A 26,170-nucleotide genomic window follows, 5' to 3' on the forward strand; every position below is an offset into this window, starting at 1 on the left:
CCTCAGTGTTCGTCGAACTGGGTGCCGTCGTCGTCGCTGCCATCGTGCAGGTCCAGCAGTAGCTGGGTGATCTCCACCTGCACCTTCTTGACCTGCGGAATGTCGCGGAACGATAGCCCGGTCTGCTGGGAGGCATCCGAGATGACCAGCGTGCCGCAGCCGAGGATGCGATCCAACGGCCCCTGCTCGGAGGAGACGTCGTTGACCCGGTGCAGGGGAATGTCGCGACCGGTGGTCGACACGATGCCGTGCCGGGTGATGATGCGCTTGTTGGTCACGACGAAATGCGTGCTGTACCAACGGGATATCGGCCGCAGCACCCAGATCGCAATGATCAACAGCGCGGCGATGATCAGCGCAAGCACCACCCAGGTGCCTTTGTCGTGCAGGTAGACCAGTGCGACCACGAGCGCGATCGCCGTCGCCAACAGGATCGCCAGTGCACCCCAGATCTCCTTGCTGTGGGTGCGCAGGGAGGCCACGACGTACTCGTTCTGGGTCAGCTCGTCCTCGGTGAAGACCATGCGCTCAATCCAATCTGTCCGCGGCCACGACCCCACGCAGGATGGCGTCCACGGCGCGGTCCGCGGTGCGCCGCAGACCCTCGTCGGGTGCAGCGTCCTTGATCTGCCCGAGCAGGTCGACCAGTTGTTTGCAGCGGCGCACGAAGTCGCCGGCGGTGAGGGAACCATCGCGGAGCACCGTCTCGAGGCGTCCGCCGCTGGCCCACCGATGGATACTCCAGGCCAGGCCACCGTCCGGCTCGCCCATCTGTGGCACTCCGGCCTCCTGCTGACGAGCGACCAGGCCGGACCACATGTCGCGCAGGTCCTCCAGGGCATCGCGCACGTCGGCGTTGGGGATCTTCGGCGGCTCCCCCGTCGCGTCGCCGCGCGGTTCATAGATCAACGCACTGACGACGGCCGCCAGCGACGCAGCGTCCAGTTGCCGCCAGGTGCCTTGGCGAAGGCACTCCGCGACCAGCAGATCCTTCTCGGCGTAGATCCGGGCGAGCACCTGACCCTGGTCGGTGACGGTCGTGCCCTTCGGGTCGAGGTAACCCAGCCCGGCCAGGAGGTCACAGATCCGTTCGAAGGTGCGTGCCACCGTGTGCGTGCGTCGGTCGACCTTGCGCTGCAACCCCTCGGTCTCCCGCTGCAACTGCCACCAGCGCTGGGACCAGCGGGCGTGCTGCTCCCGGTAGGGGCAGCCGTGGCAGGGGTGCGCCCGGATCTGGGCGCGCAGCGTCGCGATCTGCTCGTCGTACGTCGATCGCTGGGCTTCGCGAGCTTCCTGCGTCTCCTGCGCCGCGTGGCTGATCTCCCGTGCCGTCGGGACGTCGCGACCGGCCTTCGCGCGGACGGTCGCCGCCAGGTCGCGACGCGATTTGGGGTTGCGCGGGTTGAACTGTTTGGGCACCGGGATGTGGGCGATCGGGCGCACCGGGCCGTCCACATCGGAGGGTTCGAGGCGACGTACCTGGGCGTCCTGGGTGAGCACGGTCGGCACTGGCGAGGAGGCCTTGCCGGTCCGGTGCGGGGTGATCACGATGCCCAGACCGGCACGACGGCCCTCGGCGAGATGGATCACGTCACCGGGTTTGAGCTCCTCGAGGGAGACCTGCGTTGCGACGTGCTCCGAGGCGACCCGGGCCTTGCGGGCCTGCTTCTCCAGGTCGCTCAGCTCCCGCCGCAGTGCGGCGTACTCCTCGAAATCGCCCAGGTGACAACGCATGGCGTCGGCGTAGCCCTCCAACGCCTCCCGGTTGCGCTGGATCGAGCGAGCGACCCCCACGACGGACCGGTCGGCCTGGAACTGGGCGAACGATGCTTCCAACACCGCGGTGGCCCGCTGCCGCCCCACCTGTCCGACCAGGTTCACGGCCATGTTCGCGGTGGGGACGAAGGAGGAGCGCAACGTGTAGGTGCGCGTGGAGGCAAGGCCGGCTACCTCGGCGGGGTCGACGCCGCGCTGCCACAGCACGACCGCGTGTCCCTCGATGTCGATTCCCCGGCGACCCGCACGCCCGGTCAGCTGGGTGTACTCAGCCGGTGTGATGTCGGCGTGCGTCTCTCCGTTGAACTTCACCAGCCGTTCGAGCACCACGCTGCGAGCCGGCATGTTGATCCCGAGGGCCAACGTCTCGGTGGCGAACACCGCGCGCAGGTCACCGCTGGTGAACAGGTCCTCGACGATCTCCCGGAAGGTCGGCAGCATGCCGGCGTGGTGCGCGGCGAACCCGCGGGTCAGTCCCTCCAGGAACTCCCAGTAGCCAAGGACGACCAGATCTTCCTCGGGGATCGACGTGACGCGTTCCTGCACCTGGCGACGGATGCGTTCACCCTGCTCCGGCGGGATGAGCCGGGTGCCCCACGCCAGGCACTGGGAGACCGCCGCGTCGCAGCCGGCCCGGCTGAAGATGAAGGTGATCGCCGGCAGCAGCGCTTCGCGATCCAGTGCCTCGATGACTTCGGGGCGACTGGGTCCGCGGCCGGGGCGGCCACCGCGCACCGGTCCCTTCGGTCCGCCACGATTCTGACCGCGGCGGCCCCGTGGCCCGCCGGCATCGTCGCGCCGGCCGTGCCGTGACTCCGCTTCCTGCGCCGAAATACTCTGCAGCAGTTGAGGATTGACTCGCGCGTTCTCGCTGGCGTTGACGAACAGGTCCATGATCCGCTTGCCGACCATCAGGTGTTGCCACAGCGGCACCGGACGGTGTTCCTCGACGATGACCTCGGTGTCGCCGCGGACCTCTCGCAGCCAGTCGCCGAACTCCTCGGCGTTGCTGACCGTCGCTGAGAGGGACACCAACTGGACCGATGCCGGCAGTTGGATGATGACTTCCTCCCAGACCGCACCGCGGAAGCGGTCAGCCAGGTAGTGCACTTCGTCCATCACCACGAAGCCGAGGTCCAGCAGCGTGCTGGACCGGGCGTAGATCATGTTGCGCAGCACCTCGGTGGTCATGACCACCACGGGGGCTTCGCCGTTGATCGAGGAGTCGCCGGTCAGCAGGCCGACCTTGTCCGGGCCGTGCTGCTCGACCAGTTCGTTGTACTTCTGGTTGGACAACGCCTTGATCGGCGTCGTGTAGAAGGTCTTGCGCCCGGTGTGCAGAGCGAGATAGGCCGCGAACGCACCGACGACGGTCTTGCCGGAACCGGTGGGTGCTGCGACCAGGACGCTGCGGCCCTGCTGGACCGCTGTGCAGCCACGGATCTGGAAGTCGTCCAACTCGAAGTCGAAGGACTCCGTGAAGCGGGTCAGGTGGGAACGGTCGAACCGCTTGGCCGGGTCCTCGGGCTGCGCGGCGCTCACAAACCCACTTTAGAGCGAGGACCGTTCGTCATCAGGGACGTCCAACCACTCGGGGCGGTTAGCGTCCCGACGCTTGTCCATCAGCAGGGCAATCCCACAGGCGGCGAAGTACAGCACCACCATCGGTGCCATCAACGCCAGCATGGACCAGGCATCGGGGGTGGGGCTCATCATGGCGGCGAACACACCGATCACCATCACCGCGATCCGCCACCCCTTGAGCATGATGCGCCCGGGGAACACATGGGCCATGTTGAGCGCGACGAGAAAGACCGGCAGAAGGAAGGCGAAGCCGAAGGCCAGGATGAACTTCGTGACAAAGGTGAGGTACTCCTGGGCGCTGAACAGGTTCGTGGCACCGCTGGGAGTGACGCCCAACAGGAAGCCCACCGCGTTCTGCATGACCAGCGTCGCCACCCAGCAGCCAGCCAGGAACAGCGGCACCGCAGTCGCGATGAACCCGACGCCGATCTTCTTCTCCTTGCCGGTCAGGCCGGGAGCCAGGAAGGCCCAGATCTCCCAGAGCCAGACCGGACTGGAGATGATCAGACCGGCCCACAGCGACACCTTCAGCTTCACGCCGAAGGCGTCGGTCATCGAGGTGAAGTTCGGTGCGATCTCCTGCCCCGGGTGACGCGCGGCCACCTCCAGGATCGGATGCTGCAGCCACGGCCAGATACCGACATGGGTCCCGTCGGGCTGTTTCACGTCGTACTTCAGCCAGGCGAAGACCGCAGCGATACAGATCGCGATCACCGCGATGAGGGTGCGGTTGCGGAACTCCTTGAAGTGTTCCCCCAGCGACATCCGGGCTTCCGGATTGTTCTTACGGGTCAGTACGGCCATGGGCGCCCGGACGGATCAGCAGAGCGAAGTCAGTGGTCAGGCGTCAGGCGCCGGTGCCGCGGTTGGTGTTGGTCGGCTGCTGCACGGGCTGTTGCGGGTAGGTCTGGGTCGGCGGCTGCTGGACCGGTGATTCGCCGGGCACAGTGCCGGACTGCTGCGGCGGAACGGTCTCACCGGGCACAGTGCTGCCGGCGGCAGGGCTCTTGCCCTCGTCCTTCATATCGCCGATCTCGCTTTTGAGGATGCGAGCCGAGCGGCCCAGGCTGCGCGCGGCATCGGGCAGGCGCTTCCAGCCGAAAAGGATCACGACTAGCAACACGATGATGATGATGTGCCATGGCTCAAGTGCTCGCATGGTGTGACCTGCTCCCTCAGTAGATCTAGCGCTGCCGCGCCAGTGGCCGATCACGGAAGACCGACCGCTTCGGCACTACCCTACGTCACCTGTGGTACCGGCTAGGCCGGGCAGATCCGGGTATTGCGCCAACGCCTCGGTGGCACCGCAGCTGACGTCGTCGCGCAACTGCTCGGGCTCGATCACCCGCGCCGCACCACTCAATCGCCAGACCAGTTGCCGCAGCCAGGTGAGGTCAGCCGTGCGCAACCGCACCCGTACCGACCCGTCCGGCATCACCTGCGCCGACTCGACCGGGTAGTAATCCGCAACCCAAGCGGCGTGAGGCTGCAACGCAAGGGTCACCACGATGTCCTCCGGTCCGCTGGTGAAGACCTCGGCGTTGAAGCTGGCCACATCCCGGGGCGCTGCCTCCGGCGGCGGAGTGCCGTCCTCATCTAGCACCTGCCACGACTCCACCCGGTCCAGTCGGAACAACCGCTGGTCCTGGGCCCGGTGGCACCAGCCCTCGAGATACCAGTGGCCGTCGATCGACAGCACCCGCATCGGGTCGACGTCGCGCTCGGTGGTCTCATCGCGCGAGGCGACCAGATAGCGCAGATGTACCCGGCGATGATCGCGCACCGCACCACGCAGGTCGGCCAACAACGCAGCAGGCAGATCGGCCAACCGCACCTGGATGTTCGCGGACGCGGCGCTGGCATCGCCGGTGGCCTCGACCAGTTTGGCCAGGGCCCGGTCGATCGCGTCCCGATCCCCCAGGCCGGGCACATCGCCGAGGGTGCGCAGGCCAACGATCAGCGCCAGCGCCTCGTCGACGCCCAGCCGCAGCGGCCGGGCGATGGTCTCGGCGTTGCGCAAGAAGACCCGGCCCTGCTCCCACTCGGCTTCGATCAGGTCATCGGGCATATGCCCCGGCGTTCCGCACATGAACAACAGAGCCAGATCGGATTCGATCTGCGCCCGGCTGACCCCGAACTCGGCGGCCGCCTGTTCGATGTCGATGCCCTGACGGTTGACCAGCCAGGGAACCAACTGCAACAACCGCGCCAACCGCTGCGTCGCCGACTCGACAGCCATCACGCACCTTCCTGGTTGGCATCGAGGGCGGCGCGCAATCGGCGTACGACGCCCTGGACGACCTCGGGTGGTTCGAGCACGCGCACGACCGGACCGAACCCGGCGATCTCCTCGGCCAGGCTCTCGGCGTCGCCGTACTCCAAGGTGAGCTCGGTCCAGCCCGACGGGTCGTCGCGGCTTGCGACGGCGCGACGGCGCAGCGCATGCGCGGAACCGGGCTGGGCCAGCACGCGGGCGCGCCCGGTCACCTGCGGCCCGTCGGTGCCGGAGATCATCGCGATCGCGTCATGCGCCGGGATCTGGTAGCCCCCCGGTTTGCCGGTACGCCGCACCGCACCTTCGATCCGGCTCAACCGGAAGACCCGGGCCGCCTGACGGTCCTGGTCGAAGCCCGTGACGTACCAGCGGCCGAGGTGATTGACCACCGACCACGGTTGGATGGTGCGCTCGGTCGCTGCACCACCGGGGCGACGGTAGGTGAACCGCACCGCGACCTGGTCGAGGACCGCATCCTTGATCGGCGCGAAAGCCGGCTCACTGGTGCGCACCCGCGGTTCCAGGCCGATGATCGAGGCCGCGTCGCGCTCGACGTCCGACGCCTCGAGTTTGCGCAGGGCGGAGGCGGCCGGACCAGCCAGGCTGGCCTGTTGCCAGGTGCGGCTGGCCAGGCCCAGAACGGCCAACTCATCGGGTTCGAAGGCGATCTGTGGCAAGGCGTAGTCGCGTTGGTCGATCCGGTAGCCGGGTTCGTCGTCGAACAACGCGTCAAGGGGCTCGGTCCGCAACGGGATACCCAACTCCCGCAGCTCGTCCTTGTCCCGCTCGAACATCCGGTCGAACGCCTCGTCGGAGACGGTCTGCGCGTATTGCGGGACCGCCTCGCGGATCCGGGCCTTGGACAGTGGGCGGCGCGTGTAGAGCAGGCAGATCACCAGGTTGAGCAGCCGCTCGGTCTTCACGGCCGGTGACGGTGCGCTCACAGCGCCGACGGTATCCCACCGGCACCGGTATGCGCCGTACTACCCTGCGTGCGTGATCAAGTGGCGTCAGGGAACTGTTGAAACGGTCGAAGAATTGTGGTCCGGTGCGTGCCAGGTGCAGACGCGGGTCGGTCAGGAGTTGGTCCCGGCCATCGCGTACGTCGCGCTCACCGGACGCCCAGCAGTCGGCGACCGGGTGCTGTTGAACGTCACGGCGCTGGAGAAGGGTCTGGGCACCGGCGGTCTCGCGCTGGTCGTGGCCACACCGGACCGACTGCCCAGCGACCCCGCCTTCACTCAGGGGCACGTCGTCAAGGCGCGCTACACCCCGTTGCAGGACATGGTCCTCGGTGTCGATGAGCAAGACAGCCCACACCACCAGGTGCTGGCGGACGCCGACTCGATCGACGGGATGCCGGTGATCGCTGCGGATCTGCACTCCTCGGTACCGGCCATCATCGCCGGCCTGCGCTCGCAGAAGCCGGACGCGAAGGTCGTCTACGTCATGACCGACGGTGGCGCGCTGCCGCTGGCTTTCTCACGCAACGTGGCCGGCCTGCGGCGGGCCAACTGGCTCACCGGCGCCATCACCGTCGGCCAGGCCTTCGGCGGCACTCTCGAAGCCGTGAACGTGCACACCGGTCTGCTGGCGGCCCGGCTGGTGCTGGGGGCCGACGTGGCCGTGGTCAGTCAGGGTCCGGGCAACCTGGGCACCGGGACCCGGTGGGGCTTCTCCGGGACATCGGCCGGTGAGACCCTCAACGCCGCACACACGCTCGGTGGCCGCGGGGTGGCGGCGCTGCGGGTGTCCGAGGCCGACGAACGTCCCCGGCACCGTGGCCTGTCCCACCACAGTCGTACGGCGTACGGCCGGGTCACGCTCGTACCCGCCGACGTGCCGATCGCCACGATCGATTCCGAGTTCGGCCGGTCGCTGTCGGACCAGGTCGACGAGCTGATCGCCAGCACCGACGGCCGGTTGCGGCGGGTCGATGTGGACATCACCGGGATGCGCGAGGTGCTGGACGAGTCACCCGTGCTCATGCAGTCCATGGGCCGCGGCCTGGCGCAGGACGAGGCGGCGTTCCTGGTTGCCGCGGCCGCCGGCAAGCACGTCGCCAGCCTGCTCTAGCGAACACTGCTCTGGATTCGAACACTGCTCCCGGGCTTTTGCAGCGCAACTCACCCGAAGACTGGGTCTTCGGGTGAGTTGCGCTGCACAAGTCGGACTAGCTGAGCCGGGTCAGCGCAGGCCGAACGCCGATCCCGCGCCGGGCTTGTCGGCACTGACCAGGTCGACGACGAAGATCAGGGTCTCCCCCGGGCCGATGGCGTTGCCAGCCCCGCGATCGCCGTACGCCAGGTCGGCAGGGATCGTCAGCTTGCGGCGGCCACCCACCTTCATCCCCAGGATGCCGGTGTCCCAGCCCTGGATGACCTGACCGACACCGACCTGGAAGCGCAGCGGCGCGCCGCGGTTCCAGGAGGAGTCGAACTCCTCGCCGGTGGACCAGGCGACGCCGACGTAGTGCGCCTGGATGGTGTCGCCCGCCTGGGCCTCGCGGCCGTCACCAACGGTGATGTCTTCGATGACCAGGTCGGTCGGCGGCTGGTCGCCGGGGAAGTCGATCTCCGGTTTGACGTTGGGGTCGTGGGCCATGGAGTGCTCCTTAACGAGTCGCGGATCAGGTGATGGCGAGGATGTCGACAACGAACACCAGGGTGTCGGTGCCCTTGATGCTGGCCTGGGTGTTGCCGGCGGTGCCGTAGCCGTCGGCCGGGGGCACGACCAGCAGCACCCGGCTGCCCACGGTTTTGCCGACCAGGCCCTTGACCCAGCCGTTGATCAACTGACCGGGAGCCAGCTGGAAGGTCGTCGGCTGGCCACCCTGCTTGGCGGTGGAGTCGAACGCCGTGCCCTTCTTGCCGTTGGCCCAGATCACGCCGGTGTAGCTGACCATCACCGTGTCACCCTCGGCCACCTTGGCGCCCTTGCCGGTGATCAGGTCCTGGCTGACCAACGTCGAGGGTGGGTTGGCGTTCGGCATCGTGATCGTGGCTTCCTTGCCCTTACCGGCGGGGACGCTCACGGTCGGCAGGCCCGCCTTCGGTGCCACCGGGGTGCCGGTCGCCTCCGTCAGCGGTTGGGTGGCGCTGATGATGTCCATGTAGAAGACCATCGTGTCGTTCTCGGTGATCCCCAGACTGGTCTGTCCGTCGCAGCCGAACGCCTCGCTGGGCGGCACCGCGATGGTCAGGGTGCTGCCGACCTTCTGCCCGATGAGGGCCTTGGACAGCCCCTTGACCAAGGTGGTGTCGGTCAGGTCGAAGACCACCGACTTGCTGGCGAACGTGTTGGCGGCTTCCTTGCCGGAGGTGCCGTTGACCAACGTGTAGTTCACCGTGGCCAGGTCTTTGTTGGTCAGGGTTGCACCGGTGCCTGCTTTGAGCACCTTGGTCTCGGTCTTGGCGACCTTGAACGGCTTCTTCGCCAGAGTCACCACCGGCTTCTTGGCGTCCTTGGTGTCGACGGTGACCGTCGACAGGCTGGACACCTCAGCAGCCGACGCGGTCGGCGGCGCGGTGCAGGTCGCGGTCGAAGACTTGGCGCCGCTCGCCGAGGAGGAACTGGAACTGTCGCTCCCGCAGGCGGTGAGCAGGAGCAGGGGCAGGGTGCCGGCGGCGGCCAGGCGCAGAGTGCGGCGCACGAATGCAAACCTCAATGTTGAGCGGGGAATGGTCGGCTCACCATAACCCGGTTACTTAGGAGCGGTTCACATACCGTCAATCAGCCGCTGCACCCGGGCGTCCACCGCGACGAAGGGGTCCTTGACGAGCACCGTGCGTTGAGCCTGGTCGTTCAACTTCAGATGCACCCAGTCGACGGTGAAATCCCGTCGACCCGCCTGCGCTGCGCGGATGAAGTCCCCGCGCAGTTTGGCCCGGGTCGTCTGCGGCGGGCGGGTCTTGGCCTCGAAAACCTCCACGTCGGTGCTGACCCGGGCCGCCCGACCACTGCGCTGCAGCAGGTAGAACAGCCCCCGACGGCGGTTGATGTCGTGATAGGTGAGGTCCAACTGCAGCATCCGGGGGTCATCGAGAGACAGCCCGTGCTTGGCGGCGTACCGATCCAACAGGGTGTGTTTGATGACCCAGTCGATCTCCGTGTCCACCAGGGCGAGGTTGCCGGACTCGACGGCGTGCAGCGTGCGCTCCCACAGGTCCATGACCCGCTTGGTCTGCGCATCGACCAGACCGCGCTGGTCGACGAACGCCTTGGCCCGGTCGAAATACTCGGTCTGGATCTGCAGCGCCGACATCTCCTTGCCGTTGGCCAGCCGGACCGGGCTGCGCCCGGTGATGTCATGGCTGATGTCGCGGATCGCGCGGATCGGGTTCTCCAGGCTGAGGTCGCGCAGCGCGACACCCTCCTCGATCATCCGCAGCACCAGATCCGCGGAGCCCAGTTTGAGCATCGTGGTGGTCTCGCTCATGTTGCTGTCACCGACGATGACGTGCAGCCGGCGGTAGCGCTCGGCGTCCGCGTGCGGCTCGTCGCGCGTGTTGATGATCGGCCGCGACCGGGTGGTGGCACTGGATACGCCCTCCCAGATGTGGTCGGCGCGTTGACTGACGCAGTACGTCGGGCGGTGCCCCAGGAGCGCGATTTTGCCTGCGCCGCAAGTGATTTGGCGGCTGACAAGAAACGGGATCAGGTGATCGGAGATCCGCTGGAACTCCCCCTGCCGCCCCACGAGGTAGTTCTCGTGGCAGCCGTAGGAGTTGCCCGCCGAGTCGGTGTTGTTCTTGAAGACGTAGATCTGTCCCTCGATGCCCTCCTCGGCCAGGCGCAACTGCGCGTCCTCGACCAAGCCCTCGACGATCCGCTCACCGGCCTTGTCATGGATGACCGCTTCGCGAACGTCATCGCATTCGGGCGTGGCGTATTCGGGGTGGCTACCGACGTCGAGGTAGAGCCGTGAACCGTTGGACAGGAACACGTTGCTGGATCGTCCCCAGGAAACGACCTTGCGGAACAGATAGCGCGCGACCTCGTCCGGCGTGAGCCGACGTTGCCCCTCGAAGGTGCACGTCACGCCGTACTCGTTCTCGATCCCGAAGATCCGACGGTCCATACACCAACAGTAGTCGCGCTGCTGCTCCCCGCCTGGTTGGCTGGCGGGATGGACCTGTTGGTGTTGGGCGGTACGGCGTGGCTCGGCGCACAGGTCGTGCGCACGGCTGTGACGCGAGGTCACACGATCACCACCATGGCCCGCGCCCGATCGGGACCACCGCCGTCGGGAGTCAGGTTCGTCCGCGGGGACCGGAGCCGGGTCGAGGCGTACCCGGCGGGGCGGTTCGATGCGGTCATCGACGTCGCGCGTGACCCGGCGCTGGTCACCACCGCGCTGGACGCGCTCGCCGACCGGGTGGGGCATTGGCTGTTCGTGTCGTCGTGCTCGGTGTACGCCGATCAGTCAGTGCCCGGTGGTGATGAGACGTCCCCGTTGTTGCCGGCCCTGATCGGTGACTACAGCGATGAGCAGTACGGCGAGGCGAAAGTCCGCTGCGAGCAGCTGATCCGGGACCGAATGGGACAGGACCGCTGTTTCATCGCCCGCAGTGGGTTGATTGCCGGGCCGGGCGACAGCACGGACCGAACGGGCTACTGGCCGTTGCGGTTCGCCCATCCCGCCACCGACGACGGTGCCGTGCTGATCCCTGATGCACCGAACCAGCCGGTGCAGTGGATCGACGTGCGCGACCTGGCGGACTGGCTGGTCGCGGCCGCGGAAGCGGCGCTGGCGGGCACCTTCGACGCAGCGGGTCCCGCCACGTCCTTCGCGGACCACCTGACGACGGTTCGATCGGTCACGGGCCACTCGGGTCCGGTGGTCGCCGCCGCGCCGACATGGCTCACCGAGCACGGCGTCGCGGCCTGGTCCGGACCGCGATCGCTGCCGATCTGGCTACCCGACGATTACGCGGGCATGCTCGGGCGTCGAGCCGAGGAAGCCGCTGCTGCGGGTCTGCACACCCGCCCGTGGTCGCACACCATCGCTGACGTCTTGGCCTGGGAACTGCAGACCGGACCCGGCCGGGTGCGTCGGGCCGGGGTCTCCCCCGACGACGAACGACAGTTGCTCGCCGGCCGCTCATGACACCGGCAGGTCGATCCAATTCTGGCCCGTCGGTGTCGCGGTGAGTGCTCCGGCGGTCAGTCCGGCCACCACCTGCGGCAAGTGCTCAGCACTGGCCGGGCCGACCGCCAGGTGCAGGATCGCTTCGTCCTGGTAGCTGGTGCCCAGCACCTGCAGGTCGGCGTGGTCGAGGGTCGCCGTTCGCAGGCCTGCTTCAACCCGCCCCGCGTCGCTGTGCGGCACCGCGAGGTCGAACAGCTCCACCGGTTCTCGTCGCACGCGCCGGGTGTCGCTGTCCAGAGCCGCCTGCACGGCGTCCGCGTAGGCCCGCGCCAGACCACCCGTGCCCAGCAGGGTGCCCCCGAAGTAGCGAGTCACCACTGCGACGACGTCCGAGAGTCCCGCACTGCGCAGCACCTGCAGCATCGGCGCTCCGGCGGTCCCGGAGGGTTCGCCGTCGTCGTTACTGCGCTCGGTGCGCGGATCCGGGCCGAGGACGAAGGCGCTGCAATGGTGCCGAGCATCCGGGTACGTCGAGCGGCGACCCGCGATGACCGCGCGAGCGGCCGGCTCATCTCCCACCCGGGTCACGACAGCCAAGAACCGGGATCGGCGCACCTCGGTCTCGGCCGCCAGTTCGCACCCCGCGGGAAGGGTCAGATAGCTGGCCATCAGGCCAGTGAGGATACCCACGCGTCGTGCAGGGCGGCGTACTCTCCCTCGCCGTTGGCGACCAACTCCGCCGGGGAACCGTCCTGCAGGATCCGGCCGTGCTCCAGCACCAGCACCCGGTCGGCGACCTCGACCGTTGACAACCGGTGCGCGATGATCAGCGCGGTCCGATCGGCCAACACCGTCTCCAGCGCCCGCTGCACGAGTCGCTCACTGGGGATGTCCAGGGATGAGGTCGCCTCATCCAGGATCAGCACCGCCGGGTCGGCGAGGAAGGCCCGAGCGAAGGCGACCAGCTGCCGCTGACCCGCGGACAGGCGACCGCCGCGTTTGGCCACACTGGTGTCGTAGCCCTCCGGCAACGCCTCGATGAAGCGGTCGGCGCCGACGGCTGTCGCGGCCGCGCGCACCTGCTCATCGCTCGCCCCGGGCCGTCCGAACCGGATGTTGTCGGCGATGCTGCCCTCGAACTGGAAGTTCTCCTGGGTCACCATCACCACGTGCTGGCGCAACTCTTCCTGCGCCATATCGCGCAGGTCGACCCCATCGAGGCGGACGGTGCCGTTGCTCGGATCGTAGAAACGGGCCATCAGCTTGGCGATGGTCGTCTTTCCCGCCCCGGTCGTGCCGACCAGGGCCACCGTCTGCCCCGCCGGAATATGCAGATCCAGACCGGGCAGGACAGGTCGCCCATCGACGTACTCGAACTGCACGTGGTCGAAATCGACTGCACCCCGGACGTTTTCCGGGCGCACCGGGTCGGACGGGTTCTGGATGGCTGGTGCTTCGGCGAGCACGCCGGCCAGTTTTTCCAGGGCGGACGAGGCGGATTGGAAGCTGTTGTAGAACTGGGTGATCTCCTGCATCGGTTCGAAGAACATCCGCAGGTAGAGCAGGAACGCGGTCAGCACACCGACGGTCATGTCGCCCTCGAGCACCCGGTACCCGCCGTACAGCAGCACCATCCCGGTGGTGAGGTTGCCGACCAGCTTCACCGACGGCATGAAGATCGCGACCAGCCGGAAGGTCCGCTCGTTGACGATCCGGTAGCGATCGGCGACGTCGTCGAAGCTCTCCTGGTTGCGGCCCTGGCGGCGGTAGGCCTGCACGGCCTGGATGCCGGTCATGGTCTCGACGAATTGGACGATGACCAGGGCGGCGTTCTCGCGCACCTGGCGGTAGGTGATCGCGGACTCGCGCCGGAACCACATCGCCAGCACGACCAGGAACGGGAAGCTGATCAGACACATCAGACCCAGCTTTACGTCCAGCACAATCAGCAGGACCGCCGTGCCGATCAGGGTGAGCACCGCGGTGATCAGCCCGTCGAAACCGTTCTCCAGCATTTCCTGGATGGCCTCGACATCGTTGGTGGACCGCGACACCACCCGCCCTGAGGTGTACCGGTCGTGGAACGCGACGTCGAGGGCCTGGAAGTGCCGGAAGACCCGGCGCCGCAGATCGAGCAACACGTTCTGGCCGATGTAGCCGGAGCGGCGCAGGAAGAACATCCGGGCGATCGCCTGGACCGTCACCACGGCGCAGAGCACGGCCACGATCTGCAGCAGTGGGCCGGCGCTGCCGTCGCGCAGCAGCGGTGGGACCCCGTGGTCGATGCCCCGCTGCACCAGGATCGGGACCGATAGCCGCGCGGCGTTCTCCACGATGACGACCAGTGCGAGCACGCCGATCAGCCACCGGTAGGGCCGCAGCAGCGACCAGAGCAACTCGCGCGCCTCGCGACGGCGCGGAATGCTCTCGTCGATCGGTGTCTGGTCGGGGCGCTCCTCGAAGCGGCCCCGCCAGGTGGCCTCCGCGGCGGGTGTGTTCTCAGCAGTCGTCGTCACGAAAGCACCTCGGCGAATTCGTCGTGATCGACGTCCTCACCCAGCTGCGCGCTGAGCAGGAACCGGTAGGAGGGGACGCTCTCGAGTAGGTCGCGGTGGGTGCCCACGTGGGTGATGGTGCCGCGTTCGAGCAGTGCGACCTTGTCCGCCAACAGGACGGTCGAGGCCCGGTGCGCGACGACGATGCCGGTGACGTCATGTAGGACCCTGCTCAGCGCCTCCTCCACCTTGGCCTCGGTGTGTACGTCGAGTGCGGACAACGTGTCGTCCAGCACGAGCACCCGCGGGCGGGTGAGCACCGCGCGAGCCAGCGACAGCCGCTGGCGCTGACCACCGGACAGACTCATGCCTTGCTCGCCGATGCGGGTGTCGAGCCCGTACGGCAGGTCGTGCACGAAGTGCGCCTGCGCGACCTCGATCGCTTCTTGCACGTGCTCCGGATCGGCGCCGGGGTTACCCAGGGTGAGGTTCTCCAGCACCGACATCGAGAACAGTGTCGGGTCCTCGAACGCCGTCGCCACAGTGCTGCGCAGGTCCGGCAGGCTCATGTCGCGGATGTCGACCCCGTCGATCCGGATCGACCCCTCGCTGACGTCGTGCAGCCGCGGAATCAACGCGGTGAGAATGGATTTGCCGGACCCGGTGGATCCGACCAATGCCACCGTCTCCCCCGGCGCCACGTCCAGGTTGACGTGCCGCAGGGCCCAGTCGCCGTCGGCTGGGGTGTCGGCGAAGCGGAACCCGACATCGATCAACTGCAGGTGACCGGTGCTGGGTTGGTGTCCGGAGGTGCCGTCGGTGATCTCCATCGGCGCATCGAAGATCTCCACGATGCGGGTGGAGGCAGTCATTGCCTCCTGAGCCATCGACAACAGGAAGCCCAGCGAGGAGATCGGCCACACCAGCGACAGCATCAAGGTGATGAAGGCGACCAGGGTGCCCAACGTCAGCCGGTGCTGACCCGCAGCCGCCGCACCCAGCCCGAGCACCGCAATCAGGCTCAAGGTCGGGATGACTTCCAGCAGCGTCCAGAACTTCGCCTGGAGCTTCACCTTCTCCAACTGGATCCCGTAGAGGTCCGTCGCGCGCTGATCGAAGCGCTCGAAGATGTGCTCCTCCCGCCCGAAGGACTTGATCACCCGGTTCCCGAGCGCGGCTTCTTCAACCGTGGTGGCCACGTGGCCGGCCTGGTCCTGTGCCGCCCGCGACAGCCGGATGAACTCACGCTGGAAATGCCAGATGACCGCGACGATCGGCACGACGCACACGATGACCAGGACGCCCAACGGCCAGTACATCGCCAGCAGAATGCCGCTGACGATGATGATCTGGATGATGTTGAGCACCAGGAAGGTGAAACCGAAGCCGAGCAGCCGGCGCACCGTGGCCAGGTCGTTCATCATCCGCGACAACAACTGCCCCGACTGCCACTGGCTGTGGAATGACATCGGCAGCACCTGAAGCCGGGCGTAGAGATCCTTGCGGATCCCGGTCTCCGCACCCAACGTCGCCCGTGAGACCAGCCACCGACGAACGAACCACAAGGTGGCCTCGAGGATCCCGAAGGCCACCGCTGCGCTGCCGAGCACCCATAAACCGCGGCGGTCCTGATGCGCGATAGGACCGTCGATGACCGCCTTGGTGATCAACGGGATCCCGATGGTCGCGATGAGGCTGAGGACGGCCGCGACGAACATGGCGATCCAGCGGGCGCGGTAGGGCCGCAGGTAGGGCAGCAGACGGACCAATGCAGTCCAGGTGTGCTGGGTAGCAGGCGGTGGTGCAACGGCAGGTTGGTGATCCGGCATCGGCGAGCAGCCCCCACTTCTCCCCCAGCAGATCATGCGGAGGGTGATGAGTCGCCGGACAACTTCTTTGCCAGGCTAACTACTGCGTCATTATGCCTCTCGACACCGACAGCCTCGAAACGGTTTGCGGCTGCCGGTGCTCGCGCCCGGTGTTATTCCGGTTCGCTGAGGGTGTCGCGCGCGCCGCCGTGCGGTTCGTCGGTCGCTGGTACGTCGTGCGTGGGGTCTGCGGGGTTGAGCAGCGCTTCGAGTAGCGGCCCGGTCAACCGGCGGAACAACCGGCGTTCCCGGTGCCGATCGAGGACGGCGACCTCCAGTTGGTCGGCACCCAGGACCCGCGGGGATCCGTTCTCGTCCTCCCCACCCAGCAGTCGCACGGTGAGCCGTAGTACCGAGCCCAGGTCCTGCCCGCTGCTCCAGTCTTGCTCCAGACCGGTGCTGATCCGCTCGGCCGCACCGCCCATCGCGACGAAGCCGCGTTCGTCGCTGACCGATCCGTCGTAGGTCAACCGGTAGATCTGGTCCGCGTCCGGAGTCCGGCCGACCTCGGCGACGACGAGTTCGATCTCGTAGGGCTTGGACTCCTGGGTGAACACCGCGCCGAGGGTCTGGGCGTAGGCGTTGGCCAGGCCGCGTGCGGTGACGTCGGCCCGGTCGTAGGAGTAACCACGCATGTCGGCGTAGCGCACACCGGCCACCCGCAGATTCTCGAACTCGTTGTAGCGACCGACCGCGGCGAACGCGATCCGGTCGTAGATCTCGCTGATCTTGTGCAATGCGCGGCTGGGGTTCTCCGCGACGAAGGCGATCCCCCCGTCGTACGCGACGACAACCACGGACCGGCCCCGGGCGATGCCCTTACGGGCGAAGTCGGCCCGGTCCTTCATCAATTGCTCGGGTGAGACGTAGAACGGCATGCTCATGAGTTGCCACCTCCTTGCGCGCGACGGGCGCCGACAACGTCCTCGACCACCGATTCCAACTGGTCGGTGGTCAGGAATCGGACACCGTTGGCGTCCAGCACCGCCAGGGTGGGGAAGATCCGCCGCCCCAGGTCGGGTCCACCGGTCGCGGAGTCGTCATCGGCCGCGTCGTACAACGCTTCGACGGTCACGCGCACTGCCTGGGCTTCCTCCAGACCGGGGCGCCACAACTTCTTCAAGGCACCGCGGGCGAACAACGATCCGGAACCGACGCTGTGATGGTCGTGCTCCTCGTAGCAGCCACCGGTCACGTCGTAGGAGAAGATCCGGCCCACCGAGGTGTCCAGGTCGAATCCGGCGAACAGCGGCACCACGGACAGGCCCTGCATGGCCATGCCCAGGTTGCCCCGGATCATCGTGGCCAACCGGTTGGCCTTGCCGTCCAAGGACAGCAGCGCGCCCTCGATCTTCTCGTAGTGCTCCAACTCCACCTGGAACAACCGGACGAGCTCGATCGCGACGCCCGCCGTTCCGGCGATACCGACCGCGGAGTAGTCGTCGGCGGCGTAGACCTTGGTCATGTCGTGATTGGCGATCAGGTTGCCCATCGTGGCGCGGCGGTCGCCCGCGATCAGCACCCCACCGTCGTACGTGACCGCGACGATGGTGGTGCCGTGCGGCGCCTCCACCGTCGTACCCGGCGGCAACGTGCGGGCCGACGGCATCAGCTGAGGGGCGTAGTGGGACAGGAACTCACTGAACGACGACGACCCGGTGCGGGTGAACTCCAGCGGCAGCCGGCCATCGTCGCGGACGTCTCCAGCGCTCACTGGCCGCCCTTCTGGACGAAGCCACGCACGAATTCCTCGGCGTTGCTCTCCAGAACGCTGTCGATCTCGTCGAGGACGTCGTCGATGTCGGCGTCGAGTTCGGCCTTGTTGGCCTGCGCGACGGGGGTGGGCTCCGGTGCGTCGTCGGCCGGATCGCCGTCACGGCGCTGGGTGCTCTTGTGCTCCTGGCTGGGCATCGCTGGTCACCTTTCGGGAGGTGGGCTTCTTGGTCCCACCCTATGTCGTGGGACCGACAGGATCGCGGCTTTTACCCCCGCGTGCTCACGTGCTGCCGTCCGCAGCGGGTAATGCCTCCAACGACCGCAGCAGATCCTGCGCGGTCGCCGACTGCTCGAGCAACCGGCCCACATGCGCCCGCGTTCCGCGTTCCGGTTCCAGGGTCGGCACTCGCTGCAAACTGCTCTGGCCGGGGATGTCGAAGATCACCGAGTCCCAGGATGCGGCCGCCACTTCCCGGGGGAACTTGGTCAGACACATCCCGCGGAAGTAGGCGCGGGTGTCCGGCGGCGGAGCGGTCACCGCCTCCTGGACCGCCGCCGAGCTGACCAGTTCGTCGAATCGGCCTGCGGCAGCCAACCGGTTGAACAGGCCCTTGTCGGGACGTACGTCGCTCCACTGGATGTCGATCTGACGTAGCTTCGGGTTACCCCAGTCGAGGCCGTCGCGAGCCCGATAGCCCTCCAGGGTGGCCAGTTTCGCGACCCAGTCCACCTGCCGGGCCGCGTCCATCGGATCGCGCTCGAGGGTGGTCAGCACCTGCTCCCAGTGCTGCATCACCTCGGCGGTGTCCTCATCGACGTCGGCGCCGTAGGTCCTGGCCAGCCAGTCGGCGACCAGTTCGTGATAGCGCCAGAGCAACTGGACAGCCGTCATCTGCCGACCACCGGCGAGCGACACCTTGGTCTGCAAAGTGGGGTCGTGCGAGATCGCCTGCAGGGTGGCGACCGGTTTGTCGACCGTGAGGTCCTCGGTGATGGCGCCCGCCTCGATCAGGGCCAGCACCAACGAGGTCGTGCCCATCTTCAGCAGGTTCGCGACGTCGCAGTGGTTCGCATCGCCCAAGATGACGTGCAACCGGCGGTACTTCTCGGTCGTCGCGTGCGGTTCGTCGCGGGTGTTGATGATCGGCCGCTTCAAGGTCGTCTCCAAACCGACCTCGACCTCGAAGAAGTCGGAGCGCTGGGCCAGTTGGAAGCCCGGTTTACCCGACTCGACCCCGATACCGACCCGGCCGGATCCGCACATGACCTGTCGCACCACGAAGAACGGGATCAGATGTTTGACGATGTCCGCGAACGGAGTGGCGCGGCTCATCAGGTAGTTCTCGTGGGTGCCGTAGCTGGCACCTTTGCCGTCGGTGTTGTTCTTGTACAGGTTCACCCCGGGCGCGCCGGGTGCGGACAACAACTGCACCGCCCGGGCCATGACGACCTCCCCGGCGCGGTCGTAGGCCACGGCCGCGCGAGGGGTGGTCACCTCCGGTGAGCTGTACTCCGGATGGGCGTGATCGACGTACAACCGGGCGCCGTTGGTGAGCACCACGTTGGCCAGGGTGGGGTCTTCCTCGTCGGTCAGTTGGCTGGGATCGGCGTGGACGCGGGAGATCTCGAACCCGCGGGCGTCGCGCAGCGGCGCCTCGTCCTCGTAGTCCCAGCCCGCGCGGGCCGCGCGCATGCCCTGGTCGGTGGCGTAGGCCGTCACGACTCGCCCGGACAGCACCATGGGGTTGGCCGTCGGGTTGCCGGGCACGGAGATGCCGTACTCGGTCTCGATACCCATCACGCGGCGTACGGTCATGTCCTCAGTCTCGCACCTCGGTGTTCGCTCAGCGGGAGGTGCGTAGCGCAGAGCGTAGGGCGCGGCGCGAGACGGGGCCCAGGCCATCGACAGCGGCGGCAAGCCGAGCGACACCCGCCAGCGCCTGGCCGACGGTCGCGCCATCGGGTCGGGTGGGCTCCATCAGTTCCAGCCCGATGAACGTGGCGCTGACCAGCTCGGTGAGGGCACCAGCATCGAGTACGTCTGCCAGGGGCGAGTCGCGCAGTAGCCGGGCGAGCGTCGTACGGACCTGGTCCTTCCACAAGGCCAGGGATTCTCCGACCGCCTCAGCGAGCGCGGGACTGCCGTGCGACCCCGCGAGCGTCTGGGCGAGCACCGTCACGTTGCCCTCGGCACGTTCCTGTTGGTGCAATCGATCGGCCAGGTCGACCAGTTCAGTGAAGGTCGAGACCGCCTCGAGTTGCGGTTTCATGATCGCCACCCGTTGCGCGGTGGACTCCCGGCAGGCAGCGCCGACCAGGCCGTCGACGCTGCCGAAGTGGTAGAACACCAGCGCTTGGTTGACTCCCCCCGCCGCGGCGATCGTCCGGGCGGACACCGCCGCGATGCCCTGCTCCCGGATCACCCGCATCGTCGCCGCGATAAGGGTCTGCTGCGTGGCCATCGACCGAGGGTCAGACACGGATCTCCTCGCGGTAGGGGCGGACGGCCGCGGGGACGTCCCGCGCATCGACGAAGTGGGCGGTGAATCGGCCGTGATAGCCGAACACCGGCCCGACCAGGCCATGGTGCACCTCGACCCGGATCCGGAAGCAGGCCGCCTGCTCGTCCCAGTGCTCGCGCACCCGAGCCCGACCCCGGACCCACGACGGCATGGCCACACTCAGCGGGCCCTCGTGCAGCCGCATCGCGTCGGAGGCGATACACAGACCGCCGCGCTCGTCGACCGACACGTCCAGATCGGCGGCAACGTGTTGGTGGGTGCCGAGGTAGTCCACGACCACCCGGCGTTCGGGGTCGTAGACCATGGTGGCGTCGAAGCGGCGACGCCGACCGGGCCGCACCTCGAACGTGCGCACAAACGTCAGGGTCTCCCGGCCGAAGCCGTCGACGTAGGGATAGTTCTCGATCGTGAACGGCACGTCGCGCCCGGTCTCTGGGAACAGCAGGTTGCGTTGTGCGCCCAGCCGCAGGAAGGGAGCTACGACGGCCGTGCCGCGCCAGATCCGCTCCATCGTGCCGCGGCCGATACAAGCGCGACCCTCGGCAACGGCCACCCCGAACCGCTCCTGCATCCGCGGGTGCAGTCTGTCGAAGTCGGAGCCGAGCGCGCGGGCGAAGATCGAGGTCATCGGGTAGCCCCCGTGCTCCAGGTCGTGCGACGGGCGGACGGCGCCCACGGCACTGCCGGCAGTCGGACAGCCGCGATCGCGACCAGACCCGCCACGGCCAGCCCGACCGGTCCGCCGATCACGATCGCCGCAGCGGCGACGACAGCAGCCCGGGTAGCCGCGTCCGCGAGGGCTATGCCCGCGGTGAGCTCCGGCGGCAGCGCGCGGTCCGCCCACAGCCGGAGCCGATCGAAGGACCAGGCGGTGCCCCACGCCATGATCGGCCGGAACAGACGATCAATCCGCGGGTACCGCGACCGGTAGTCGTACCAGGTGAGGAAGGTGACTCCCCCGCCATCGCGCGGGACGTAGCGCCAGTAGCCGGAGCCTTCTTCGATCGGCGAGAGCGGATTCGGGCAGGCGAACCGCAGCGCGGAGGTCGCCGATCCGTCGTCGCCATGGCGCTCCCCGGAATGCTCGCCGGTGCCGGCGACGCCGAACCGTCGGTAGCGGAATGCGCCCGCGCCGGTTGGCTCGATGCGCCCGAATCGCACGTCCCAGCGGGAGTGCTGCGCCGGTGTCTGGGTCAGCGACCAGACCCGATCGAGTCCGGATTCGAGGTGGGCCTCGACATCGACACCGCGTCGACCTGGGCCGTTCCGCATGGCTCCTCCAGAGATGTTGAGCGATTGCTCAAAATAGTAGCAGCGCTTTTGAGCGAGCGCTCAATATGTGAGCGGCTACCCGACCGGGCGATACTGGCCGGCATGACCAGCCCTACCCCACGCGCCGCCGGCGCGTTCGTGCTCGATGCCCTGCTCGTGTTGTTGTTCGCGGCCATCGGCCGCAGGTCGCACGACGAGTCGGGTGCGGCGGCCGGCGTGCTGACAACGGCCGGGCCGTTCCTGGCGGGTCTGGTGTTGGGCTGGGTGGTGAGCCTCGTCGTACGTCGATCGGCACCGTTGAGCGTCAACGCCGCCGTCACCGTGTGGTTCGCGACCGTGTTCTTCGGGATGGTCCTGCGCGTGGTCACCGGTCGCGGGATCGCGGTGTCGTTCATCGTCGTCGCCAGCATCGTGCTGGCGGTGTTCCTGCTCGGCTGGCGGTGGGCCGCCGGACGCATTGCCCGGCGGCGCCACGCAGCCGTGTGAGACCTACAGGTACTGCCCGGTGCTGCCGACGGAGTCGATGGAGCGGCCCGGGTTGTCGCCGTTCTTGCCGTCGATGAGCGTGCGGATGTAGACGATCCGCTCGCCCTTCTTACCCGAGATCCGCGCCCAGTCGTCGGGGTTGGTGGTGTTGGGCAGGTCCTCGTTCTCCTTGAACTCATCGACGCAGGAGCGCAGCAGGTGCTCCACGCGGATGCCCTTGGCGCCGATCGTCAACTGATCCTTGATCGCCATCTTCTTGGCCCGGTCGACGATGTTCTGGATCATCGCGCCGGAGTTGAAGTCCTTGAAGTAGAGGATCTCCTTGTCGCCACTGGCGTAGGTGACTTCCAGGAAGCGGTTCTCGTCGATCTCGGTGTACATCCGCTCGACGGTTGCCTGGATCATCGCCTCGACGGTGGCCTGGGCGTCGCCGCCGTTCTCGGCCAGGTCGTCCGCGTGCAACGGCAGACCGGGCTCGAGGTACTTGCTGAAGATCTCTCGGGCGCTCTCGGCGTCCGGGCGCTCGATCTTGATCTTCACGTCCAGCCGGCCGGGCCGCAGGATGGCCGGGTCGATCATGTCCTCGCGGTTGGAGGCGCCGATGACGATGACGTTCTCCAGCCGCTCGACACCGTCGATCTCCGCCAGCAACTGCGGCACGATCGTGGTCTCGACGTCAGAGGAGACACCGGAGCCGCGGGTGCGGAACAGGGATTCCATCTCGTCGAAGAACACCACCACGGGCGTGCCGTCGGAGGCGGCCTCCCGGGCACGTTGGAAGATCAACCGGATGTGCCGCTCGGTCTCACCGACGTACTTGTTCAGCAGCTCAGGTCCCTTGATGTTCAGGAAGTAGCTCTTGGTCTGCTCGCGGCCGGTGATCTCCGCGACCTTGCGGGCCAACGAGGCCGCAACCGCCTTGGCGATCAGCGTCTTGCCGCAGCCGGGCGGGCCGTAGAGCAGAACGCCCTTCGGCGGACGTAGCGCGTGCTCACGGAAGAGGTCGGCGTGCAGGTAGGGCAGCTCCACGGCGTCGCGGATCTGCTCGATCTGTCCGGACAGACCACCGATGTCCTCGTAGCGGATGTCCGGCACTTCCTCCAGGACCAGGTCAGCGACCTCAGCCTTGGGAATGCGCTCGAAGACGAAACCACTACGGGTGTCCAGCAGGAGAGAGTCACCGACGCGGACGACCTCTTCGGCCAGCGATGCGGCACGACGGCAGACGCGCTCCTCATCACCGTGGGCGACCACCAGGATGCGGTCCTCCCCCAGCAGTTCCTTCACCTGGACCAACTCGCCGACGTTCTCGAAGCCGACCGCGGCGACCACGTTGAGGGCTTCGTTCAGCATGACTTCGCGGCCAGCAACCATCTGCTCGCCATCGACCGAGGGGCTGACGGCGACGCGCATCTTGCGGCCGGCGTTGAGGATGTCCGCGGTGCCGTCGCCGTGCACGGCCAGCACGACGCCGAAGGTTGCGGGCGGCTGGGCGAGCCGATCGACCTCCGACTTGAGGTTGACGATCTGCTCGCGGGCTTCCTTCAGCGTGCGGGCCAGTCGTTCGTTCTGCGCTGACAGCGTGCCGACGGAGGACTGGAGTTGGAGGATCTGTTGTTCGAGCTCTCGGGAGCGGCCGCTGCCGGGAGCAGTCGCGAGGCGGTCCCGTAGCGCGGCCACCTCGGACTGCAGGCGGGCGACCGACTCCTCGTCGGAGGAACCGTGGGGCGTGAAGTGCTCGGTCATCGTGGCCTCCTCTGCCGCGCGGAGCGCGTCCAAGTGATGCCAACCGACCCTAACCCGGGAAGATCAGTTTTCGTCGGGTGGCGCGCTGATTGCCCTCCGTAGGCGCCGAATCTTCTTCTCCGACACGGGTCTTTCGCCGAAGTCGGCGCCCTCCCAGTCCGATGTGTCCTTAGTCACACCGTCGTCGGCCGTCTCATCCGCTGATACCTGCGTCTCGTCGTACGATCCCTTGGCCGGTCGTCGGGTCCGCCGCGGCGGGGTGACGCCAGGCGCCAACCGACGCGTCGTGATCAGGAAGCCGGTGTGCCCGTGCATCCGGTGCGCCGGGCGCACAGCCAGCCCCTCCAGATGCCAATCGCGGACCATGGACTCCCAGGCCGCGGGTTCGCTGAAGCCGCCATGCGCGCGGATGTCCTCCGCGACCCGGGACAGCTGGGTCGCCGTCGCGACGTAGCAGATCAGCACCCCGCCGGGGGCGAGGGCGTAGTTGACCGCGTCGAGGCACTCCCACGGCGCGAGCATGTCCAGGACCACCCGGTCGACGGATCCTTCGGGTACGGCGAGTGGCAGCTCCTCCTGCAAGTCACCGATGCGGACCTGCCAGGCGGGATGATCCTCACCGAAGAAAGCTCTCGCGTTGGCCTTGGCGATGTCGGCGAAGTCTTCGCGTCGCTCGATCGAGATCAGGCGGCCCTGGTCGCCGATGGCGCGCAGCAGCGACATGCTGAGGGCACCGGAGCCGACCCCGGCCTCGACCACGGCCGCGCCGGGGAAGATGTCCGCCATCGTGATGATCTGGCCGGCGTCTTTGGGGTAGACCACGGCGGCGCCACGCGGCATCGACATCACGTAGTCCGACAGCAGCGGCCGCATCGCCAGATACTCGACGCTGGTCGTGTTGCGCACCGTCGTGCCGTCGGGTGCGCCGATCAAGTCGTCGTGTTTGATGTGCCCGCGGTGGGTGTGGAACTGCTTGCCGGGCACCAGTTCAATCGTGTGCATCCGGCCCTTGGCATCGGTGAGCTGGACGTGGTCACCCGCCCGGAACGGGCCTCGGCGACGGTCTGCTCCGGTGGGCTGCTCAGTCATCGCCGCTGATTCTAGGCCGACGGAGCCCGATGCCGGTGCCGAGGTTGTTGCGGATCCCGCCCGCTCAGGCGACCGCGTTGAGCGCTACCCGCAGGTCCTCGGCCCGCACGATTCCCAGCAGCTGGCCGGTCCCGTTCACGACTAGCAGGTGGCTCGCCGCGCCCCCGCTGGCCTGATAGACGCGCACCAGTTGGGACACGTCGGCCTGCGGGTCGTCGACCTGCGCCACCCACGGCTGCGGCTGTCGCAGCGCGGCTGACTCCACCGCGAGCCCGGGTTGGCTGGCGCGGACCTGGGTGGCGATCTCGGCGGGGACCACACCCCACGGCGTTCCGTCCGGTGCCGTGACCGCGATGTCCGCATTCTGCGGCAGGCTCGACAGCGGCGTTTGACCAGTGGCGATGAACACCGGCCGCAGCAGCTGACCCACCTGCACCTTGCCGAGCACCTGTTCGGCCTGGCCCCGGTTGATCGCGGCCCCGGCCCCGAACCACAGGAAGCCACCGATCATGATCGCCCACACGGTCGTGATCATCGAGGGTTGCTGGCCGTGCAGCAACGGCAGCCCGATCGCCCACAGGACCGCGAGGACGGCGACGATCCGACCACACCACCCGGCGACGACCGACCCTTTCGACCGGCTACCAGTGGCGGCCCACACCAGCGACGACACGAGGTAACCGCCGTCGAGTGGGAGCCCCGGCAGCAGGTTGAAGACCGCCACGAAGCCGTTGGCCCAGACGAAGGCGGACAGCAGCAACGTGGGCACGCTGATCGGGTCGAACCGGGTCACGGCCGAGCCGTCGCCCTGCATCTGCAGGACCAACCACCCGATGACGGCGAGTACGGCGTTGGCCAGCGGCCCGACGACGGCGACCAGTGCGCCCGTGGCCGGCGAGGTGTCGTCCTGGTCGAAGCTGGTGTGCCCACCCCAGGCGTCCGCGACGACCTGGTGCACCGCCATACCGCGGGCCTGGGCCACGAGCGCGTGCGCGGCTTCGTGCACCAGCACCGAGAGCAACAGCAGGATCGCGAACGCGGCGGCCACGAGGTATCCGCTGGTGCCAAGATCGGGGCGCAGGTTGGTGACCTGGGGTCCGAAGGTGAAGATGATGATGATCGCGATGATCGGCCAACTGCGCCCGATGTAGACCGGAGCGCCGCGCAAGGACCCGATCCGCAGCCCCGGAGCCTGCGCTGCACTTGCCATGGCGGTCAGCGTAGTCGGGCAGGGTGTCAGCCCCTCGCCC

The 26,170-nt window shown here is 67.7% G+C and carries 25 protein-coding genes; 3 read left to right on the plus strand and 22 right to left on the minus strand.

From position 1 onward, the window contains the following. Positions 1-2: 2 nt before the first annotated feature. From DR843_RS06155 to DR843_RS06180, 6 genes are all read right to left on the minus strand, one after another. On the minus strand, positions 3-524 hold the full coding sequence (locus tag DR843_RS06155; protein ID WP_109684575.1) for a PH domain-containing protein: 522 nt from the start codon (positions 522-524) through the stop codon (positions 3-5). A 4-nt stretch (positions 525-528) separates the two neighbouring features. After that, positions 529-3,318 (minus strand): DEAD/DEAH box helicase, encoded by a 2,790-nt coding sequence (locus DR843_RS06160; protein WP_109684576.1) that lies wholly within the window; start codon positions 3,316-3,318, stop codon positions 529-531. 9 nt (positions 3,319-3,327) lie between these two features. Beyond that, entirely contained in the window at positions 3,328-4,164 is an 837-nt protein-coding gene (gene tatC / locus DR843_RS06165; protein ID WP_245934021.1) for a twin-arginine translocase subunit TatC, read from the minus strand. A gap of 43 nt (positions 4,165-4,207) precedes the next feature. Then, positions 4,208-4,519, minus strand: a complete 312-nt coding sequence (tatA, locus tag DR843_RS06170) for a Sec-independent protein translocase subunit TatA (protein ID WP_109684578.1) — start codon at positions 4,517-4,519, stop codon at positions 4,208-4,210. A gap of 75 nt (positions 4,520-4,594) precedes the next feature. Then, positions 4,595-5,599, minus strand: a complete 1,005-nt coding sequence (locus DR843_RS06175; protein WP_109684579.1) for a helix-turn-helix transcriptional regulator — start codon at positions 5,597-5,599, stop codon at positions 4,595-4,597. After that, entirely contained in the window at positions 5,599-6,579 is a 981-nt protein-coding gene (locus DR843_RS06180) for a helix-turn-helix transcriptional regulator (RefSeq protein ID WP_109684580.1), read from the minus strand. The genes DR843_RS06175 and DR843_RS06180 overlap by 1 nt, the downstream gene beginning before the upstream one ends. 52 nt (positions 6,580-6,631) lie before the next feature. Between DR843_RS06180 and DR843_RS06185 the strand changes: the two genes are divergently transcribed. Then, positions 6,632-7,711, plus strand: coding sequence for a DUF3866 family protein (locus DR843_RS06185; RefSeq protein ID WP_109684581.1), 1,080 nt, complete (start codon positions 6,632-6,634; stop codon positions 7,709-7,711). Positions 7,712-7,822: 111 nt separating this feature from the next. On the opposite strand, the gene DR843_RS06190 is transcribed toward DR843_RS06185, so the two are convergent. The 3 genes from DR843_RS06190 to pafA form a co-directional block, all read right to left on the minus strand. Next, complete coding sequence (locus tag DR843_RS06190) at positions 7,823-8,239, minus strand: FKBP-type peptidyl-prolyl cis-trans isomerase (protein WP_109684582.1); 417 nt, start codon at positions 8,237-8,239, stop codon at positions 7,823-7,825. 25 nt (positions 8,240-8,264) lie between these two features. Then, a complete protein-coding gene (locus tag DR843_RS06195) occupies positions 8,265-9,287 on the minus strand; it encodes an FKBP-type peptidyl-prolyl cis-trans isomerase (protein WP_146202498.1) in 1,023 nt (340 codons plus the stop codon). Positions 9,288-9,353: 66 nt separating this feature from the next. Next, positions 9,354-10,715, minus strand: a complete 1,362-nt coding sequence (pafA, locus tag DR843_RS06200) for a Pup--protein ligase (RefSeq protein WP_109684584.1) — start codon at positions 10,713-10,715, stop codon at positions 9,354-9,356. A 48-nt stretch (positions 10,716-10,763) separates the two neighbouring features. Between pafA and DR843_RS06205 the strand changes: the two genes are divergently transcribed. After that, on the plus strand, positions 10,764-11,744 hold the full coding sequence (locus DR843_RS06205; RefSeq protein ID WP_109684585.1) for an NAD-dependent epimerase/dehydratase family protein: 981 nt from the start codon (positions 10,764-10,766) through the stop codon (positions 11,742-11,744). Here DR843_RS06205 and DR843_RS06210 read toward each other — a convergent pair. The 10 genes from DR843_RS06210 to DR843_RS06255 form a co-directional block, all read right to left on the minus strand. Continuing rightward, positions 11,739-12,416 carry an IMPACT family protein gene (locus DR843_RS06210; protein ID WP_425451548.1) on the minus strand — a complete coding sequence of 226 codons (678 nt, stop codon included), beginning with the start codon at positions 12,414-12,416 and terminating at the stop codon, positions 11,739-11,741. The two genes, DR843_RS06205 and DR843_RS06210, sit on opposite strands and share 6 nt — an antisense overlap. Continuing rightward, on the minus strand, positions 12,395-14,242 hold the full coding sequence (locus DR843_RS06215) for an ABC transporter ATP-binding protein (RefSeq protein WP_109684587.1): 1,848 nt from the start codon (positions 14,240-14,242) through the stop codon (positions 12,395-12,397). The genes DR843_RS06210 and DR843_RS06215 overlap by 22 nt, the downstream gene beginning before the upstream one ends. Then, on the minus strand, positions 14,239-16,050 hold the full coding sequence (locus DR843_RS06220) for an ABC transporter ATP-binding protein (RefSeq protein WP_109684588.1): 1,812 nt from the start codon (positions 16,048-16,050) through the stop codon (positions 14,239-14,241). The genes DR843_RS06215 and DR843_RS06220 overlap by 4 nt, the downstream gene beginning before the upstream one ends. Before the next feature lie 152 nt (positions 16,051-16,202). Continuing rightward, entirely contained in the window at positions 16,203-16,973 is a 771-nt protein-coding gene (gene prcA, locus DR843_RS06225; RefSeq protein WP_109684589.1) for a proteasome subunit alpha, read from the minus strand. Beyond that, a complete protein-coding gene (prcB, locus tag DR843_RS06230; RefSeq protein WP_245934022.1) occupies positions 16,970-17,803 on the minus strand; it encodes a proteasome subunit beta in 834 nt (277 codons plus the stop codon). The genes prcA and prcB overlap by 4 nt, the downstream gene beginning before the upstream one ends. Next, positions 17,800-18,000, minus strand: coding sequence for a ubiquitin-like protein Pup (locus DR843_RS06235; RefSeq protein WP_109684590.1), 201 nt, complete (start codon positions 17,998-18,000; stop codon positions 17,800-17,802). The genes prcB and DR843_RS06235 overlap by 4 nt, the downstream gene beginning before the upstream one ends. A gap of 85 nt (positions 18,001-18,085) precedes the next feature. Continuing rightward, the gene (gene dop / locus DR843_RS06240) at positions 18,086-19,621 is read right to left on the minus strand and encodes a depupylase/deamidase Dop (RefSeq protein ID WP_109684591.1); all 1,536 of its coding nucleotides are present in this window, start codon (positions 19,619-19,621) and stop codon (positions 18,086-18,088) included. A gap of 28 nt (positions 19,622-19,649) precedes the next feature. Further along, the gene (locus DR843_RS06245) at positions 19,650-20,267 is read right to left on the minus strand and encodes a TetR/AcrR family transcriptional regulator (RefSeq protein WP_109684592.1); all 618 of its coding nucleotides are present in this window, start codon (positions 20,265-20,267) and stop codon (positions 19,650-19,652) included. A 10-nt stretch (positions 20,268-20,277) separates the two neighbouring features. Continuing rightward, entirely contained in the window at positions 20,278-21,003 is a 726-nt protein-coding gene (locus tag DR843_RS06250) for a DUF4166 domain-containing protein (RefSeq protein ID WP_245934023.1), read from the minus strand. Further along, positions 20,952-21,599: a hypothetical protein gene (locus DR843_RS06255; protein ID WP_109684593.1), complete on the minus strand. Its 648-nt coding sequence runs from the start codon at positions 21,597-21,599 to the stop codon at positions 20,952-20,954. Before DR843_RS06255 ends, DR843_RS06250 begins: the two co-directional genes overlap by 52 nt. Positions 21,600-21,701: 102 nt before the next feature. Between DR843_RS06255 and DR843_RS06260 the strand changes: the two genes are divergently transcribed. Then, positions 21,702-22,085 (plus strand): DUF3054 domain-containing protein, encoded by a 384-nt coding sequence (locus DR843_RS06260; RefSeq protein ID WP_109684594.1) that lies wholly within the window; start codon positions 21,702-21,704, stop codon positions 22,083-22,085. A 3-nt stretch (positions 22,086-22,088) separates the two neighbouring features. On the opposite strand, the gene arc is transcribed toward DR843_RS06260, so the two are convergent. The 3 genes from arc to DR843_RS06275 form a co-directional block, all read right to left on the minus strand. Next, positions 22,089-23,831 (minus strand): proteasome ATPase, encoded by a 1,743-nt coding sequence (gene arc, locus DR843_RS06265; RefSeq protein WP_109684595.1) that lies wholly within the window; start codon positions 23,829-23,831, stop codon positions 22,089-22,091. A 63-nt stretch (positions 23,832-23,894) separates the two neighbouring features. Next, entirely contained in the window at positions 23,895-24,920 is a 1,026-nt protein-coding gene (locus DR843_RS06270) for a tRNA (adenine-N1)-methyltransferase (RefSeq protein WP_109684596.1), read from the minus strand. Between the two features lie 64 nt (positions 24,921-24,984). Further along, the gene (locus DR843_RS06275; protein ID WP_109684597.1) at positions 24,985-26,130 is read right to left on the minus strand and encodes a site-2 protease family protein; all 1,146 of its coding nucleotides are present in this window, start codon (positions 26,128-26,130) and stop codon (positions 24,985-24,987) included. Between the last annotated feature and the right edge of the window lie 40 nt (positions 26,131-26,170).

This window comes from Branchiibius hedensis (assembly GCF_900108585.1).
GTDB lineage: Bacteria > Actinomycetota > Actinomycetes > Actinomycetales > Dermatophilaceae > Branchiibius > Branchiibius hedensis.

What these genes read in the sequence shown, in the direction of transcription:
- DR843_RS06155 (WP_109684575.1), bottom strand. Translation starts at nt 524, where the DNA reads ATGGTCTTCACCGAGGACGAGCTGACCCAGAACGAGTACGTCGTGGCC.
- tatC (WP_245934021.1), bottom strand. Translation starts at nt 4,164, where the DNA reads ATGGCCGTACTGACCCGTAAGAACAATCCGGAAGCCCGGATGTCGCTG.
- tatA (WP_109684578.1), bottom strand. Translation starts at nt 4,519, where the DNA reads ATGCGAGCACTTGAGCCATGGCACATCATCATCATCGTGTTGCTAGTC.
- DR843_RS06175 (WP_109684579.1), bottom strand. Translation starts at nt 5,599, where the DNA reads ATGGCTGTCGAGTCGGCGACGCAGCGGTTGGCGCGGTTGTTGCAGTTG.
- DR843_RS06190 (WP_109684582.1), bottom strand. Translation starts at nt 8,239, where the DNA reads ATGGCCCACGACCCCAACGTCAAACCGGAGATCGACTTCCCCGGCGAC.
- pafA (WP_109684584.1), bottom strand. Translation starts at nt 10,715, where the DNA reads ATGGACCGTCGGATCTTCGGGATCGAGAACGAGTACGGCGTGACGTGC.
- DR843_RS06205 (WP_109684585.1), top strand. Translation starts at nt 10,764, where the DNA reads ATGGACCTGTTGGTGTTGGGCGGTACGGCGTGGCTCGGCGCACAGGTC.
- DR843_RS06220 (WP_109684588.1), bottom strand. Translation starts at nt 16,050, where the DNA reads ATGCCGGATCACCAACCTGCCGTTGCACCACCGCCTGCTACCCAGCAC.
- prcA (WP_109684589.1), bottom strand. Translation starts at nt 16,973, where the DNA reads ATGAGCATGCCGTTCTACGTCTCACCCGAGCAATTGATGAAGGACCGG.
- DR843_RS06235 (WP_109684590.1), bottom strand. Translation starts at nt 18,000, where the DNA reads ATGCCCAGCCAGGAGCACAAGAGCACCCAGCGCCGTGACGGCGATCCG.
- dop (WP_109684591.1), bottom strand. Translation starts at nt 19,621, where the DNA reads ATGACCGTACGCCGCGTGATGGGTATCGAGACCGAGTACGGCATCTCC.
- DR843_RS06245 (WP_109684592.1), bottom strand. Translation starts at nt 20,267, where the DNA reads ATGGCCACGCAGCAGACCCTTATCGCGGCGACGATGCGGGTGATCCGG.
- DR843_RS06255 (WP_109684593.1), bottom strand. Translation starts at nt 21,599, where the DNA reads ATGCGGAACGGCCCAGGTCGACGCGGTGTCGATGTCGAGGCCCACCTC.
- DR843_RS06260 (WP_109684594.1), top strand. Translation starts at nt 21,702, where the DNA reads ATGACCAGCCCTACCCCACGCGCCGCCGGCGCGTTCGTGCTCGATGCC.
- arc (WP_109684595.1), bottom strand. Translation starts at nt 23,831, where the DNA reads ATGACCGAGCACTTCACGCCCCACGGTTCCTCCGACGAGGAGTCGGTC.
- DR843_RS06270 (WP_109684596.1), bottom strand. Translation starts at nt 24,920, where the DNA reads ATGACTGAGCAGCCCACCGGAGCAGACCGTCGCCGAGGCCCGTTCCGG.
- DR843_RS06275 (WP_109684597.1), bottom strand. Translation starts at nt 26,130, where the DNA reads ATGGCAAGTGCAGCGCAGGCTCCGGGGCTGCGGATCGGGTCCTTGCGC.